This window comes from Phreatobacter sp. AB_2022a (genome assembly GCF_026847585.1).
Lineage (GTDB): Bacteria > Pseudomonadota > Alphaproteobacteria > Rhizobiales > Phreatobacteraceae > Phreatobacter.
Window position 1 is genome coordinate 43,103 of the sequence record NZ_JAPSET010000029.1, and the last position, 14,577, is coordinate 57,679.

The 14,577-nt window shown below is 68.8% G+C and carries 17 protein-coding genes; 9 read left to right on the forward strand and 8 right to left on the reverse strand.

Features of this window, described 5'->3' with window-relative positions:
• Positions 1-34: 34 nt before the first annotated feature.
• Positions 35-1,549 (reverse strand): amidase, encoded by a 1,515-nt coding sequence (locus OZ671_RS20185; protein WP_268862415.1) that lies wholly within the window; start codon positions 1,547-1,549, stop codon positions 35-37.
• A 192-nt stretch (positions 1,550-1,741) separates the two neighbouring features.
• Here OZ671_RS20185 and OZ671_RS20190 point away from each other — a divergent pair, with 192 nt between their 5' ends.
• Entirely contained in the window at positions 1,742-2,341 is a 600-nt protein-coding gene (locus OZ671_RS20190; protein WP_268862416.1) for an HD domain-containing protein, read from the forward strand.
• Complete coding sequence (locus tag OZ671_RS20195) at positions 2,338-2,826, forward strand: NUDIX hydrolase (RefSeq protein WP_268862417.1); 489 nt, start codon at positions 2,338-2,340, stop codon at positions 2,824-2,826. Before OZ671_RS20190 ends, OZ671_RS20195 begins: the two co-directional genes overlap by 4 nt.
• 43 nt (positions 2,827-2,869) lie before the next feature.
• Here OZ671_RS20195 and OZ671_RS20200 read toward each other — a convergent pair whose 3' ends face one another.
• Positions 2,870-3,328 carry a DMT family transporter gene (locus OZ671_RS20200; RefSeq protein WP_268862418.1) on the reverse strand — a complete coding sequence of 153 codons (459 nt, stop codon included), beginning with the start codon at positions 3,326-3,328 and terminating at the stop codon, positions 2,870-2,872.
• 173 nt (positions 3,329-3,501) lie between these two features.
• On the opposite strand from OZ671_RS20200, the gene OZ671_RS20205 reads away from it, so the two are divergent.
• On the forward strand, positions 3,502-3,864 hold the full coding sequence (locus tag OZ671_RS20205) for a VOC family protein (protein ID WP_268862419.1): 363 nt from the start codon (positions 3,502-3,504) through the stop codon (positions 3,862-3,864).
• A gap of 207 nt (positions 3,865-4,071) precedes the next feature.
• On the forward strand, positions 4,072-4,521 hold the full coding sequence (locus OZ671_RS20210; RefSeq protein ID WP_268862420.1) for a MaoC/PaaZ C-terminal domain-containing protein: 450 nt from the start codon (positions 4,072-4,074) through the stop codon (positions 4,519-4,521).
• Positions 4,522-4,603: 82 nt separating this feature from the next.
• On the opposite strand, the gene OZ671_RS20215 is transcribed toward OZ671_RS20210, so the two are convergent.
• On the reverse strand, positions 4,604-5,488 hold the full coding sequence (locus OZ671_RS20215; RefSeq protein WP_268862421.1) for a PhzF family phenazine biosynthesis protein: 885 nt from the start codon (positions 5,486-5,488) through the stop codon (positions 4,604-4,606).
• Positions 5,489-5,802: 314 nt separating this feature from the next.
• Here OZ671_RS20215 and OZ671_RS20220 point away from each other — a divergent pair, with 314 nt between their 5' ends.
• The 3 genes from OZ671_RS20220 to OZ671_RS20230 all read left to right on the forward strand — a co-directional run bounded on the left by OZ671_RS20220 (position 5,803) and on the right by OZ671_RS20230 (position 7,619).
• Positions 5,803-6,219, forward strand: a complete 417-nt coding sequence (locus OZ671_RS20220) for a carboxymuconolactone decarboxylase family protein (protein WP_442957109.1) — start codon at positions 5,803-5,805, stop codon at positions 6,217-6,219.
• Positions 6,219-7,094, forward strand: coding sequence for a sigma-70 family RNA polymerase sigma factor (locus OZ671_RS20225; RefSeq protein ID WP_268862423.1), 876 nt, complete (start codon positions 6,219-6,221; stop codon positions 7,092-7,094). The genes OZ671_RS20220 and OZ671_RS20225 overlap by 1 nt, the downstream gene beginning before the upstream one ends.
• A 78-nt stretch (positions 7,095-7,172) precedes the next feature.
• A complete protein-coding gene (locus tag OZ671_RS20230) occupies positions 7,173-7,619 on the forward strand; it encodes an AAA family ATPase (RefSeq protein WP_268862424.1) in 447 nt (148 codons plus the stop codon).
• 151 nt (positions 7,620-7,770) lie between these two features.
• Here the strand turns inward: OZ671_RS20230 and OZ671_RS20235 are convergent, their stop codons facing one another.
• Complete coding sequence (locus OZ671_RS20235) at positions 7,771-8,355, reverse strand: TetR/AcrR family transcriptional regulator (protein WP_268862425.1); 585 nt, start codon at positions 8,353-8,355, stop codon at positions 7,771-7,773.
• A 287-nt stretch (positions 8,356-8,642) separates the two neighbouring features.
• Between OZ671_RS20235 and OZ671_RS20240 the strand changes: the two genes are divergently transcribed.
• Positions 8,643-9,134 (forward strand): hypothetical protein, encoded by a 492-nt coding sequence (locus OZ671_RS20240; RefSeq protein ID WP_268862426.1) that lies wholly within the window; start codon positions 8,643-8,645, stop codon positions 9,132-9,134.
• 18 nt (positions 9,135-9,152) lie between these two features.
• On the opposite strand, the gene OZ671_RS20245 is transcribed toward OZ671_RS20240, so the two are convergent.
• The 3 genes from OZ671_RS20245 to OZ671_RS20255 form a co-directional block, all read right to left on the reverse strand.
• The gene (locus tag OZ671_RS20245) at positions 9,153-9,581 is read right to left on the reverse strand and encodes a DUF1428 domain-containing protein (protein WP_268862427.1); all 429 of its coding nucleotides are present in this window, start codon (positions 9,579-9,581) and stop codon (positions 9,153-9,155) included.
• A gap of 317 nt (positions 9,582-9,898) precedes the next feature.
• Positions 9,899-10,546 carry a LysE family translocator gene (locus tag OZ671_RS20250; protein WP_268862428.1) on the reverse strand — a complete coding sequence of 216 codons (648 nt, stop codon included), beginning with the start codon at positions 10,544-10,546 and terminating at the stop codon, positions 9,899-9,901.
• 176 nt (positions 10,547-10,722) lie between these two features.
• Positions 10,723-13,170: a heavy metal translocating P-type ATPase gene (locus OZ671_RS20255; RefSeq protein WP_442957107.1), complete on the reverse strand. Its 2,448-nt coding sequence runs from the start codon at positions 13,168-13,170 to the stop codon at positions 10,723-10,725.
• Between the two features lie 80 nt (positions 13,171-13,250).
• Between OZ671_RS20255 and OZ671_RS20260 the strand changes: the two genes are divergently transcribed.
• A complete protein-coding gene (locus tag OZ671_RS20260; RefSeq protein WP_268862429.1) occupies positions 13,251-13,526 on the forward strand; it encodes a metal-sensitive transcriptional regulator in 276 nt (91 codons plus the stop codon).
• Between the two features lie 245 nt (positions 13,527-13,771).
• Here the strand turns inward: OZ671_RS20260 and OZ671_RS20265 are convergent, their stop codons facing one another.
• Positions 13,772-14,572, reverse strand: coding sequence for an MBL fold metallo-hydrolase (locus OZ671_RS20265; RefSeq protein ID WP_268862430.1), 801 nt, complete (start codon positions 14,570-14,572; stop codon positions 13,772-13,774).
• Between the last annotated feature and the right edge of the window lie 5 nt (positions 14,573-14,577).

Consider the following 14,577-nt stretch of genomic DNA (forward strand, 5'->3'; position numbering starts at 1 on the left):
GGGCGGCCGGCACGTCGGCCGCCCGGCGCGGCCATCACATCGTCTTCCAGTCGCCGATCTGCTCGAAGGCGTGAGCCGCCCTATAGATCGTCATTTCCTCGAAATGCCGGCCGACCAGCATGAGCCCAACCGGCAGACCGTCGACCATGCCGCAGGGCAGCGACATGGCAGGGTGATGGGTGATGTCGAACGGGGCGGTGTTGCCGATCATTTCGAGGGCGCGCGCAACGATCTCCTCGCGCGGCGCATCGGGGCCGGGCAGGGGCGTCGCCTTCATCGGCGTCGTCGGCATCAGCAGGAGATCGTACTGCTCCAACACGGCGTCGTAGGCGGCCTTCAGGCGGCGGGAGACGTTCACCGCCTTGCCGTAGAAGCGCGGCCCGAACGTGTTGTTGATATGGGTGCCGAGCATCAGGAACATCTTGGTGGTCTCGGACAGGGAATCGGCCTGCCCGCGCCAGCCCCGATGGAAGCCCATCAGCGAGGTCGAATAGAGGTCCGAGCGGCTGAGGCCGTAGCCGTCGCCCCACATCATGGTGGCGGTGAGGCCTTCCGTGCCGATCGGGGTCCAGATCGCGGGGCCCAGGAGATGCATCGGGATCGACACCTCCTCGACGGCCGCGCCGAGGTTCTTGAAACGTTTCGCCGCCTGCCTGACGCTCGCATTGACCTTGGCCTCCGCGCCGGGCTGCTCGAAGCCCTCCTTGACGATGCCGATCTTCATGCCCTTGACCCCCTGGCCGAGGGCCTTGGTATAGGCCTGCACCTTCGGCGCCTTGATGCGCGGGTCGTAGCCGTCGTCGCCCGCGATCACCTCGAGCAGCAGGGCGTTGTCGGCGACATTGGCCGTCATCGGCCCGGTATGATCGACGAAGATCTCGATCGGCATGATGCCGGTATAGGGCACAAGGCCCCAGGTCGGCTTCATGCCATAGGTGCCGCAGAACGAGGAGGGCATGCGGATCGAGCCGCCCTGGTCGCCGCCGATCGCCATGTCGACCTCGCCGGTCGCGACCACCACGCCGCTGCCGGAGGACGAGCCGCCGGCGGAATAGCCGTGCTTGTGGGGATTGTGGACCGGCCCGGTCGAATTGGTGTGGCTGCCGCCGGACAGGCAGAAATGCTCGCAATGGACCTTGCCGACGATATCGGCGCCGGCATCGAGCATGCGGGTGACGATGGTTGCGTCGAAATCGGGAATGTAGCCTTCGAGCGTCGCCGAACCGTTCATCATCGGCACGCCGGCCAGCATGATATTGTCTTTCAGCGCGATCCGCTTGCCCTTCAGCTTGCCGCGCGCCGCGCCCTTCACCTCGGTCTTGCGATACCAGGCGTTCTGCCTGTTCTCCTCCGGCGGCGGGGCGTAGCCGGGCGTGCGCGGATATTTGACCTCGGGCACCTCGTCGGGCATGGCGGCGACGAGGTTGTAGGCATCGATCGAGCCCTTGAAGAGGCCGCTGAACGAGGCGATGTCCTCGTCCGTCAGCGACAGGCCGCATTGATCGGCGACGGCACGGATCTGGTCGGGTGTCGGCAGGGTAACGGTCACGGGCGTGCTCCTCAGGTCGCGGCTCGCTGGGTCTGGCCGCTATCGTTGATCCCCCCAGACCGTCAGGTTCCGTGGCGCGCGGCTTTTTGGCAACCGGCGGCGGCGGCTGGGCTCGGGCGCGGACGGCACATGGCGTGCCGGGCTGGACGCGTCCATCGTCGCGCGCGATAGAGGGCGTCCGGAGGAGATGGCATGAGCCTGATCGACGGGCCGACGCGGCAGTTCCTGTCCGGCCTCTATGCCGAGCCCGGACGCTGCTATCATGGCCTCGACCACATCGCGGCGTTGCTGGCGCTCGCGCACGCCAACCGGGCGGCGATCGCGGACGAGGACGCGGTCGAGGCGGCGATATGGTTTCACGATGCGGTCTACGACGCCAGGCGCTCCGACAACGAGGCGTTGAGCGCGGCGCTCGCCCGGGAGCGCCTTGCCGGCCGCTGCGAGCCCGGCCGGCTCGACCGCATCGCCGCAATGATCGAGGCGACGGCCGGGCATGAGCCGCCGGTCTTCGGTGACGCGGCGGCGGAGCATGACGCGGCGCTGTTCCTCGACATGGATCTTGCCATTCTCGGCGCGGCACCCGACACATTCGACACCTATGAGGCGGCGGTGCGCCGTGAATATGCGCATGTTCCGGACGCGGACTGGCGGACCGGCCGGGCCGCCGTCCTCCGGCGCTTTCTGGCCCGCGAGGCCATCTACCGGACTGCGATCTTTCGGTCCGCCTGCGAACAGGCGGCGCGCGACAACCTGCAGCGCTCGCTTGAGCGGCTCGCCGGCGGTGCGGCATGAGCCAAATGCCTGTCGTCGTGGAACGGCGCGCGGTACGGGCGCTGATCCTGACGCCGGAGCGCGAGATCCTGCTGTTCCGGCTGCGGCCGCCAGAAGGGGATTGTTTCTGGATCGCGCCGGGCGGCGGCCTCGATGGCGGCGAGACCGTGGAGGGTGCGCTCCGGCGCGAGCTGCTGGAGGAGCTGGGGATCGACGGCTTCGCCATCGGCCCGCTCGTCTGGCGCCGGCACCACACCTTCGACTGGGCAGGCCGGCGCATCTCGCAGCGGGAGCTGTATCACATCGTCGAGATGCCGCGTTTCACGCCGGTCATGGCGGATGAGACGGAGGCGCAATGGATCGACTGCCATCGCTGGTGGCCGATAGCTGATCTCGCCGGGGCCGGGGAGGCGCTGACGCCGCTCAGCCTGGCCGCGATCGTCGCCCGCTATCTTGCCGAGGGAGCCCCGGCGGCTCTGCCGCCGGAGGAGGTGCTGGTGGACTAGGCGTGCCCCGCGGCGCATCCCGGGCGTCCGCCACCGCCACGCATCATGGCTTCAGCAGCGCCTCGGCATGGGTCAGCGCCGCGCCGACGATCACCAGGCCGATGCCCAGGGCCCGCGGCCAGGTGATGCCGTGGCCGGCAAGTCCGAAGGCGCCGAGCTGATCGATCAGCGCGGCGCCGACGACCTGGCCGAGCACCACCGAGACGAAGAAGACCGCGACACCGAGCTTCGGCGCGACGAGTACGCCGCCCAGCACGAACAGGGCGCCGACCGCACCGCCGACGAGCGCCCACCAGGGCAAGGCCAGAAGCTTCGGCCAGGACAGCTCGGCGCGGCCCGTGGCGGCCCAGGCCGCGAGCATCATGACCAGGCCGATGGCGATCGAGCAGCTGGCGGCGGCCAGCGGACTGCCGAGCCTGAGGGCGATCTGGGCGTTGATTGGCGGCTGCATCGAGATCATGGCGCCGAGCGCGAGCGCGCTCAATGCGTAAAGGGCGGTCATTGGACAAGGGTTCCTGCTGTCGACGGATGGCGGAGGCTTGATAGAACAGGGCGAGAGCTCGCCACACCCCGTTTCTTGCGCGATGGCGCCGGCGGCGCGCGCGTCGGCTCCCGAGCCCGCAACCCCTGTGCGTCTGGCGGGTTGTTCGGTCGGACAGCCGGCGGGAGGATGTCATGCTGAGGATCGGCTCGATCGTCTGGGGGGTGAGGGACGTTCCGCGCGCCATCGCCTTCTGGTGCGCCGCATTGAACTATCGTCCCCTGCGCGAACCGTCGGAGGACTGGGCGATCCTGGTGCCCGCTGCTGGCGATGGACAGCAGATGGCGATCACCATCGTGTCGTCCGATCCGCGGACGCACCAGCGCCATCATCTCGACCTCTATGCCGCCGACCGCGAGGCGGAGGTGGGGCGGCTTCTTTCGCTGGGCGCGCAGCGTGTCGACTGGCGCTATCCGGAAGCTGCTGACTACGTCGTTCTGGCCGATCCCGACGGCAATACGTTCTGTGTCGTCGAGAAGGCGACCGGCGCAGCCTGACACGGCGCCGTCACGCGAAAGCCGTCGGGCGTGCCGCCCATGACGTTTGAGGGAATGGCGAGGCGGCGGGATTCTCCCATAGAGTCGGCCGGATGCCGGGGCGGCAGGCGGAACGCGCCGGCGCGCCGCAGGCGAGAACGGCCGGGTGCGGTCCGGCCGGTCGATGAGCCCCGCATGCGCTGCGCGCTGCACGGGGGAGGAGAGGCAATGCTCTATGCAGAGGACCTTGTCGAAGGTCAGCAGTTCCAGCTCGGCAGCTATCTGGTCAGCGAGGCCGAAGTCCTTCAGTTCGCCCGGCAATATGACCCCGTGCCGATCCATATCGATCCGGTCGCGGCGGCGGCCGGCCCGTTCAAGGGCCTCATCGCCAGCGGCTTTCACACGATGGCGATCTACCAGCGGATGGTGGTGGAGGCGGTCTGGTCGAAGGTCGCCGGCATTGTCGGGCGGAGCTTCGAGATCCGCCTGCCGGCGCCCGTCCGTCCGGGAACGACGCTGACCGGGCGGACCGAGGTGCAGAAGGTGACGCTGCGGCCGGAGCGGCGCGACGCCGTCGCCATCTTCAAGACGGAACTGGCCGACCCGGAAGGTCGCGTGGTGCTGATGCTCGTGCTCGACGTGCTGATCCACGCGCGCCCCGTAGAGGCGGTGGCTTAGGCGGCATGCTCCGCCGCCGTCACGCAAGATGATGTCGGACCGGATGCGTGCGAGGCGGGGGGCGCCGTTCCCGCGCCCGGGATCAATGTTCGCCCATGCCATCGGCCCGCGGCGTCACGGCGCCGCCGATCAGGCAGCCGATGGCACGGCCGCCGGCAAAACCGATCCGGACGCGGATCTCGGAAAGTCGGCCCATTGCGCGCCCCTGGAAGATGCGGATCGGGCGATCGTCTGCGGTGATGGTGCCATCGGCGAGCAGGCCGAAGGCCAGGGCGGCGGCCGCAATGCCGGTTGCCGCATCCTCCGGGTAGCCCGACGAACGCGGGAACTGGCGGGCCTCGAAAGTCCGCTCCGCCGGCCTCGCGACGGCATAGGGATAGAGGCCGGTCGAGCCGATGGCACGGCAGACCCGCTCGATCGCGGCGGGGTCGGCGACGAGCGCATCGAGCCGCTCCACGTCCTTCATCGGCACCAGGGTCTTGGTTCTCGCGGTGACGGCATTGTGCACGGGCAGGTCGGCGAGCGCGTCGCGCCCGATGCCGAGCGCGGCCAGAACGTCGTCGGTCCGGTCGCGCGGCAGCGGCGCCACGCGGCCCGCGGGCTGGGTGATCTCGACCTGGGGCTCGCCATCCGGACCCATTGTCAGGAAGCCGGTGACCGGTCCGGCGCGCGTCGCCACCCGCACCGTCGATCCCGCCGCGAGCCGCCCCTGGCGCGCCAGCAGCCAGAGCGCGCCCACCGTGGCATGGCCGCACATTTCCATTTCATGGTTCGGCACGAAGAAGCGCAGCGCGAGATCGTGGTCCTCCGTCTCGGCCGGCAGGACGAAGCCGGATTCATGGCCATGGGCCCTCGCCACGGCCTGCATCTCGCCGGCGCTCATGCCGCGGGCGTCGGCAACCAGCGGGCAGGGGTTTCCGCCCGCTCCGCCATGGGTGAAGACATTGACGAAATCGACCGATGTCATGGCGGGCGGTCCTGTAAGGGAGGCGAGCGCCACAGCATTCCATCTGAACAGCGGCGCGGGAAGAGCCGAAATGCCGCGTGGCGGACATGCCCGGCGCGCCACGGAGTTGCCGCCTTCGTCGCTGCCGTCCGCGCCGTTGCGACGGGCAGTGACGCGTGGACATGCTCGGACATTCCGGTTCATCGCCGGCTTTCGGAAAAAGGCCGATCCCGCATGTCACAAACGAGGCCCCCATGTCGTCCTGTCTCCGCACGCCCCATGAGGAGATGGCCATGACGACACGCTTGGATCCCTTTGCTGCCAATCCGGCGGCCATGCAGCCATGGATCGAGCTCGGCAAGACGCTGCGCGACGGCGAGCTCGATCCGAGGCTGCAGGAACTCGTCATGACCAGAGCCTCGCAGATCAATGGCTGCGCCTTCTGCATCCATCACCACGTGATCGACGCGCGGCGGTTCGGCGAGACCGAAGACCGGCTGCATCTTCTCGGAGCCTGGCGCGAGTCGACGCTCTATACCGACCGCGAAAAGGCGGCACTCGGCTGGACCGAAGCGCTGACGCTGATCTCATTGACCCATGCGCCTGACGAGACCTATGCGGCGCTCAGCCGTCACTTCACGCAGGCTGAACAGGTGAAGCTCACGCTGCTGATCGGCCTCGTCAACGCCTGGAACCGGATCAAGATCGGCTTCAGGGCCGTCCATCCGGCCGAAGCGAAGGCGGCGGCCTGATGACGCCGCCGCAGGATCGGGACGCGGCGGCCGCTTTCGCGCCGTTGCGTCCCGGCCTCGTCCGGATCGCCTATCGGATGCTGGGATCGGTGTCGGATGCCGAAGATGCCGTCCAGGACGCCTTCCTGCGCTGGCTCGCCGCCGATCGCGCCGCCGTGCGCGAGCCGGAGGCGTTCCTGCGGCGTGTCGTGACGCGCCTGGCGCTCGACCGACTGAAGGCGAGACGGCGCAGGCGCGAAACCTATCTCGGACCCTGGCTCCCGGAACCGCTGGTCGAAACCGGCGAGGCGGAGTGCGACGACGTCACCCTGCCGCTCCTGATGGCTCTTGAACGCCTGTCGCCGCTGGAGCGCGCCGCCTTCCTGCTGCACGACGTCTTCGGCCTCGACTTCGAAGAGATCGCCGCGACGATCGGACGCGAACCGGCCGCCTGCCGGCAGCTGGCAAGCCGCGCCCGCGCCCATATCCGTGCGGACCGGCCGCGCTACCCCGTGGCGCCGGAGCAGGGCCTGGCGATTGCCGAAGCCTTTTTCCAGGCCTCGCGCGCGGGCGATACGGCCGCCCTGCGCAGCCTGCTCGCGGCCGACGTCATCCTCTATGCCGACGGCGGCGGGAGGGCGCCTGCCCGCAAGGAGCCGACCGCCGGGCGCGACCAGGTCACGCGCTTCTTCGGCCGTTTCGCGCCGTTCTTTGCCGCCGCGCCGTCGAAGCTCGTGCGCTATGGCCGGATCAACGGCCTGCCGGGCTTCGTCACGGTCGAGCGCGACGGCATCCTGCAGACGACGGCCCTCGAGATCGCCGGTGGCGGCATCGTCGCCATCTATGTCGTGCGCAATCCCGACAAGCTCCGGCATGTGGCGGGCGCCGCGCATTGAACGGGAGGCATCGCGAAAAGGCCTGCGCGTCGCACCGCTCGACGCGACCTGGGGCCCCGACGCCGCTAGGATCGCAGCATGGCCACGCTGCACCTCATCTGCGGCCTGCCGGGCTCGGGCAAGAGCACACTGGCGCGCCGGCTCGAAACCGCCGGGGAGGGCATCCGCTTTTCGCCCGACGAATGGCTTCTGGCGCTCGGTTCCAGCCTCCATGACGAGACCATGCGCGAGCGGGTGGAACAGCTGCAATGGGCGCTCGGCCAGCAATTGCTGGCGGGCGGCGTCAGCGTCATCCTCGAAAACGGCTTCTGGTCACGTGCGGAACGTGACGCCTATCGGTCGGCCGCGGCGGCTCATGGTGCGACGACGCGCCTGCATTATCTCGCGGCGCCGATCGAGGAGCTGAAGCGACGGGTCGCCGCCCGCAACCGCGACGCGCCGTCCGGAGCCACCATCGATCCGGAAGACCTCGACTCATGGGCGGCCCTGTTCGAGCCGCCGGGCGATGAGGAGATCCGTCGCTGACCCGCCGAACGACGGCTCTTTTTCAGGCGCGATGGGCAGCTTCCGGCATATCGCATGCCGTCGGTGCAGCGGGAAAAGCCGCAGTCGGCGATCCTGCGCAACCGGCCGAGCCTTCACGCGCGATGGCGCGGTGCGGCGGCGGTCCGACCGCCTATCGCGCGGCGCGGACGCCGGCAATCAGGATATCGACGAGCCGTCTTGCCGCCGGTGCGCCGTCGCCGTCCGGGCTGAATTTCGCAACGCCCACCAGGGCGAGCGGCAGGTCCAGGGGATCGAGGCCGGGCCTGATGTCGCCGCTCGCCACCGCGGCATCGACCAGTTGCGAGGCCGCCTGCTTCATCCGCGCGGAGGACTCCGACTTGAGCTCGTTCATGCCGACGAGGATCGGCTCCAGCAATTCCTGCATGCCCTGCTTGGCCGTGACGAAGTCGACGAAGACCAGGAGCCACTCGCGCAGCGCCGGAAGGGGCGGGTGCATGCCGGCGAGCCGATCCGCGGCCGCCACCAGCTGCTCGGTTTCGTTGCGGAAGACCGCGGCGACCAGAGCATCGCGGTTGGGAAAATGACGGTAGAGCGTGCCTGCGCCGACGCCCGCGATCCGGGCGATCTCGTCGAGGCTGGCATTCGACCCCTTGGCGGCGAAAACCGCCTTCGCGGTCGCCAGCAGGCGGGCGTGATTGCGTGCCGCGTCGGCTCTCGGTTTTCGGCCGGCGGCCGGCTCGCCCTGTTGGGCCACGGAAGAAACCCCTTGATAAACGGAGAGTGTCTCCGTATAAAAAGCGGAGACATTCTCCTTTTATAACGAAACCGAGACACGAACAAGCTTCCACGGACCGGATACGGGGCTTCGGCCGACTTTCCGGACCCGAGGGCCGCGTAGAGGCGAGCCGCGACGCGACTGGGCGCGGCGTGCGCAGCCGGTCGGAAGCCTTGTTCGACGCTGGCCGATCGCATGCGGGCAGGGGCTGCGCTCTTCGCGCAACGAAGAGGCGCGGGCTTGGGCAACACCAGCAGGGGCACGCCATGGCACAGGACACACAGCCGAACCGGGACATGATCGACCGGACCTTGCCCCGTCGGTTCGAGCCCGCCTCATGGGCGGCAGGGCCGTATCCGCATGTCGAAGACGACCGGCGCCTCGCGGGCGATCGGCTCCGGAGCGCCACGGCGGCGACGCGCCGGCGCGCGGCGAAGGCGCGGCTGCAGGGCTGGATCGAACGGGCGGCCGAGAGGATCGGTCGCAACCATCGCGACGGCCGGATGTCCGGTCAGAGCCCGGACGGCGGTCATGATGGCCAGGGCGACGGGCAAGGCACGCGCGAAGCCAGGAAGGCCTGCCGCGAGGCGCTGGCCCAGCTCTGCCGGCAGGCCGGATTGTCAGAGCCGGAAATCGCCGCGGCCATGCTGGTCCTGGCGGGCGAGGGCGCCGAGCTTCGCCGTCGGAGCGAAGGGGCATGCGCAGCACGGATGCAATTCCTGCAGGCGGCCAGGGTAACGCTTGCGACCTTCGGCTGACCGGCGGGCGGCCAGGGCCTATTTTCCGCCTCGGTCAGCGGCCGCGAGGTCGAGCAGCGCGAGAAAGCCGCCGGCGATCAGGCGGCGGCCTTCGAAAATCATCTCCTGATCATCGTCGGGTTGAACCCGCGGATCCGCGAGCACGCGCGGCAAGGCCGCGTCGCGCGCCTCCTTGCTCGGCCATTCGGTCCAGGAGAGCACGACGGTCTCGCCCTCGCGCACGGCGGCGGCCGCCGGAAAGCCCCGGAGCGCTGCGCCTTCGAGCGCGGATTGCGCGCCGTCGGCATGGAACTGCGCGCCGTCGACGGTGTCGGGATCGAGCACGCAATCGACGAGCCGCACTGCGCCGTGCTCGCGATAGACCACGGCCATCCGCGCCGAAAAATCCTTGTAGGCGGCCAGCTTCGCCGTGGGCACCGGGATCAGATAGCAATCGAAATAGGACATGGACGGCCTCGATCGGTTGGGTCGGATGCGCCAGGGGATCACACGGTCGCTTCAGATGGCGCCGGGACCGGACACGATCAACGCCGCGGGTCGCTAGGCGATCGCGGCATGACGGCGATCGTCAGCCCGCCGGTGCATTGGACGGGCGCCATACCGTATCAGGGGAGACATTCCATCGTCGGCGGATACCGGCATCGATGATTCGCATAAGACATATTATGGAACCTAAATGAGTCTCCGGAACAGGCCCCGGCAATGTCCAGGCGTTGCCGCCAAGTCCTTGCGTTGCCGGCCTTTGTGCTGTCTCGCGCCACCGCTCATCGTTCCATGGCGAGCCGCGCGCCAAACGCCAGGAAGCAAGCGCCGGTGATCCGGTCGACCCAGCGACGACCGCGCCGATAAGCGCCGGCGAGCCCGCCGAGCGTGAACAGCAAGGCGACGATCGCGTACCAGGCGACCGAGACCGCCACCATGACGGCGATCACCATGACGCCGAGGCCCAGCGGCGGCTTGGCCGGCATGGTGGTGGCGAAGATGCTGGCGACCGACACGGCCGAGCGCGGATTGGCGATCGTGGTGACGAGGCCGAGGACGAAGGCCGAGCGCCGCCGCGAGATCTGGCCGCCCGCGGCATCGGCCGGTTCGCCGGCGGCGCCACGCGGGCCAAGGCTTTGCCAGATGAGCCGCAGGCCCATGCCAATCAGATAGGCCGCGCCGGCGAGCTTCAGGCCGGCATAGAGCCATGGCGCCGCAACGAACAGCGCCTGGACGCCGAAACAGCCGGCAAAACCCCAGATGACGGTGCCGAAGCCTATGCCGCCGACCGCCATGAGCCCGTCGCGTCGCGACCGCGTGACGGCAAGCTGTGCCGTCAGGACGAAATTCGGCCCCGGAGAGACCGCCGCCAAGGCCCACAGGACTGCGACGGAAGCGAGGATCGTGACGGAATCGGCGGCGATCGGCACGGTTTTTCGGGCCTCGTGGCAGATTTTTCGGGACCCGTGCACGCTATCCGCATTTGCTTGCTGCGGCGAGCGCTTCGGCGGGCAGGGCGATGCATGCCCCCTGCCCGCACAACCTGGAATTCATCTCTCAATGCACTTTCATATCGTCAGTCAATCGCATGATTTTATGTGAAAAATCAGATCTTCTGGACGCGCAGGCGCAGCGCGTTGACGATGACGCTGAACGACGACAAGGCCATGGCTGCGGCGGCCAGGATCGGCGACAGCAGGACGCCGAAGACGGGATAGAGCAGCCCGGCCGCCACCGGAACGCCGGCGGCGTTGTAGATGAAGGCGAAGACCAGGTTCTGCCGGATATTGGCCATGGTGGCCCGGGAGAGCTGGCGGGCCTTGGCTATGCCGTTGAGATCGCCCTTGAGCAGCGTCACGCCGGCGCTCTCGATGGCGACGTCGGTGCCGTGGCCCATGGCGATGCCGACATCGGCGGCGGCGAGCGCCGGTGCGTCGTTGACGCCGTCGCCGGCCATGGCAACCACGCGGCCCTCGCGCTTCAGGCGCTCCACCACGGCGCTTTTCTGGTCCGGCAGGACATCGGCCTCGACTTCGTCGATGCCGAGCCGGCGCGCGACGGCTGCCGCGGTGACGCGGTTGTCGCCGGTCAGCATGACGATCCGGAGGCCCTGCTCCCGGAGGGTCTTGAGCGCTTCCGGCGTCGTCGGCTTGACCGGATCGGCAATGGCGATCGTGCCGGCGATCTTGCCGTCGATGCCGACAAAGATCGCCGTGGCGCCGTCCCGGCGCAGGCCGTCGGCAGCTTCGGCCGCGGTGCCGGGCGCGATGCCTTCCGACTCCAGGAAAGCGGCATTGCCGATCACGACCCTATGGCCTTCGACAAGGCCCTTGGCGCCCTTGCCGGTCGGCGAATCGAAGTCGCTGACCGGGGGCAGGGCGATCCCCCTGCCCTCGGCTGCCGCGACGATCGCCAGCGCCAGGGGATGTTCCGACGCCCGCTCGACGCCGGCGGCGAGCCGCAGCACCGCGTCCTCGGCATGGTCGTTGGCCGGCACGACCGCGGTCACCGCGGGCTTGCCCTCGGTGAGCGTGCCGGTCTTGTCGACCACCAGCGTGTCGACCTTTTCGAGGCGCTCGAGCGCCTCGGCGTTCTTGATGAGGATGCCGAGCCCGGCGCCGCGGCCGACCCCGACCATGATCGACATGGGCGTGGCAAGGCCGAGGGCGCAGGGACAGGCGATGATCAGCACCGCGACGGCCGCCACCAGCCCATGAGCGAAGCGCGGCTCCGGGCCGACAGTGGCCCAGACCGCGAAGGCAATGATGGCGATGACGATCACCAGCGGCACGAACCAGCCCGAGACGGTATCGGCGAGCCGCTGGATCGGCGCGCGCGAGCGCTGGGCTTCGGCGACCATCTGGACGATGCGGGCGAGCATGGTGTCCCGCCCGATCTTCTCGGCCTCGATGACCAGGCCGCCCGACTGGTTGAGCGTGCCGCCGATGACGGCCGAGCCCTCGCCCTTGCCGACCGGCATGGATTCGCCCGTCACCATGGATTCGTCCAGCGACGAGCGGCCCTCGACCACCCGGCCGTCGACCGGCACCTTTTCCCCCGGACGCACCCGCAGCCGATCGCCGACCGCCACGAGATCGAGCGCGATCTCCTCCTCGCTGCCGTCGGCGGCGATGCGCCGGGCCGTCTTGGGGGCGAGATTGAGCAGCGCCCTGATGGCGCCCGAGGTCTGGTCGCGGGCGCGCAGCTCCAGGACCTGGCCGAGCAGGACGAGCACGGTGATGACCGCGGCCGCCTCGAAATAGACCGCGACCGTGCCGTCCTGGGCGCGGAACGCGGCCGGGAAGATCTGCGGAGCCAGGGCCGCTACCATGCTGTAGAGCCAGGCGACGCCAGTGCCCATGGCGATCAGCGTGAACATGTTGAGGTTGCGCGTGACCAGCGACTGGTAGCCGCGCACGAAGAACGGCCAGCCGGCCCAGAGCACGACGGGCGTCGCCAGGATCAGCTGCAGCCAGATCGAGGTTCTCGGCGCCACCAGATGATGCAGCGCCGGCACCAGATGGCTGCCCATTTCCAGGACAAAGACCGGCAGCGCCAGAGCGAGGCCGATCCAGAAGCGCCTGGTCATGTCGATCAGCTCGTGGTTCGGGCCACTGTCGGCGGTCGCGACCGCCGGCTCCAGGGCCATGCCGCAGATCGGGCAGGATCCAGGACCGTTCTGGCGGATCTCCGGATGCATCGGGCAGGTATAGACGGTGCCTTCGGGCATTGGGGCGTCCACGGCCCCGGCCGGCGCGAGATAGCGCTGAGGATCGGCGGCAAATTTGCTCCGGCAGCCGTCCGAGCAGAAATGATAGGTCGTGCCGGCATGGTCGTGCCGGTGCTTCGATGTCGCCGGGTCGACATCCATGCCGCAGACGGGATCTTTGACCCGATGCGCCAGCGCCATGTCATGGCCGCCATGCGCGTGGCCGTGGTGCCGGTGGCCCGCATGCCCTGCCCCGTGCGCGGTCTGGGCTTGGTCGTGCGCTGCTGGCGGCTTGCCGCCGCAGCATTGGCCGTTCGACATGTGCCTGTGGTCGTCCGTCGCCATGTCCGCTCCTCGCCGCCAATTACCCCCTGGGGGTACGTGCCCCCCTTGCGATATATACCCGTAGGGGGTATACTGCAACCATGCAGAAGGACACCAAGGCCTCGTGCCAGCAACGCCTCAGCCGGATCGAAGGTCAGGTGCGGGGCATTTCGCGCATGGTCGACGAGGACCGCTATTGCATCGACATCGTCACGCAGATTTCCGCCGTGCGCGCGGCGCTGAAACGGGTCGAGGAAGAGGTCCTGAAGGACCATGTCGGCCATTGCGTCGAACACGCGATCGCGTCGGGGAACAAGGACGAGCAGCGGCGCAAGGTGGCCGAGCTGATGGACGTGTTCCGCAAGCTGCAGGCTTGAGGCGCGGCCGTTCGGTCCCGACAGCCTTCCATGCAGGCCAGCGGCCGGTCGCGGCCCGCTGCGCTCTTGCCTTCGGATGAGGCGCAATGAGCGCCGTCTCGGCGTCGCGGCGATGAAGCGTCGAGCCCAAGAGGTCCTTGGCCCGCATCTGAGGGGCTGCCCCGAGCTCACGGCAAGGTGCGAGCGCAGCGAGAAGGACATCTTCTGGGGCGGCTCGGCATCAGACGCCCCTGCCCGGCCGCTGGTCAGCCGATCGTCGTCGTCAGTCCGTCATAGGCCGCGTCGACGCCATCCGGCAGCCGCGCGACCAGGGCGTTGTAGTCGATATCGGTGTGCAGATTGGTCAGGATCGCCCGTTCCGGCCTGAATCGCTCGATCAGTGCCAGCGCTTCGTCGACGCTCAGATGCGTGGGGTGGCGGGTAAACCGCAGGGCATCGAGAATGATCAGTTCGCAATCCTCGAAATAGCGTGAGGATTCATCCATCAAAACGTTGATATCAGGGCAATAAACGGTTCTGTTGAAGCGCAGGCCGAGAGCTTGGTACGGTGCGCCGTGGAGAACCGGAAAGGCCATGACGCTGACCGGTCCGCCCGGACCGTCGATGGTCAGGCGTCGGTGCGGCTCGAGCGGATTGAGGTTGATGATCGGCGGATAGTCGCTGCCGGGGGGCGACGCGAAGCAATAGCCGAAACGGGTCTCGAGCGTGCCGCGCGTCGTGGCGTCGGCATAGGCCTCCACCCGCCGCCGCATCATCAGCGCGAGGGGCCGGAGATCGTCGATGCCATGGGTGTGGTCGGCATGGTCGTGGGTATAGACCACCCCGTCGAGCCGCCGGACCCCGGCTGTCAGCAATTGCTCGCGCAGGTCCGGGCCGGTGTCGACAAGCACGCTGGTCACGCCGTCGGGCCCCTGCCGCTCGACCAGCAGCGAGCAGCGCCGGCGGCGGTTTTTCGGCTCGGCGGGATCGCAGGCCCCCCACCCCTGCCCCACGCGCGGCACGCCGCCCGAGGAGCCGCAGCCGAGAATGGTGAGCGTCAGGGTCATGGTGG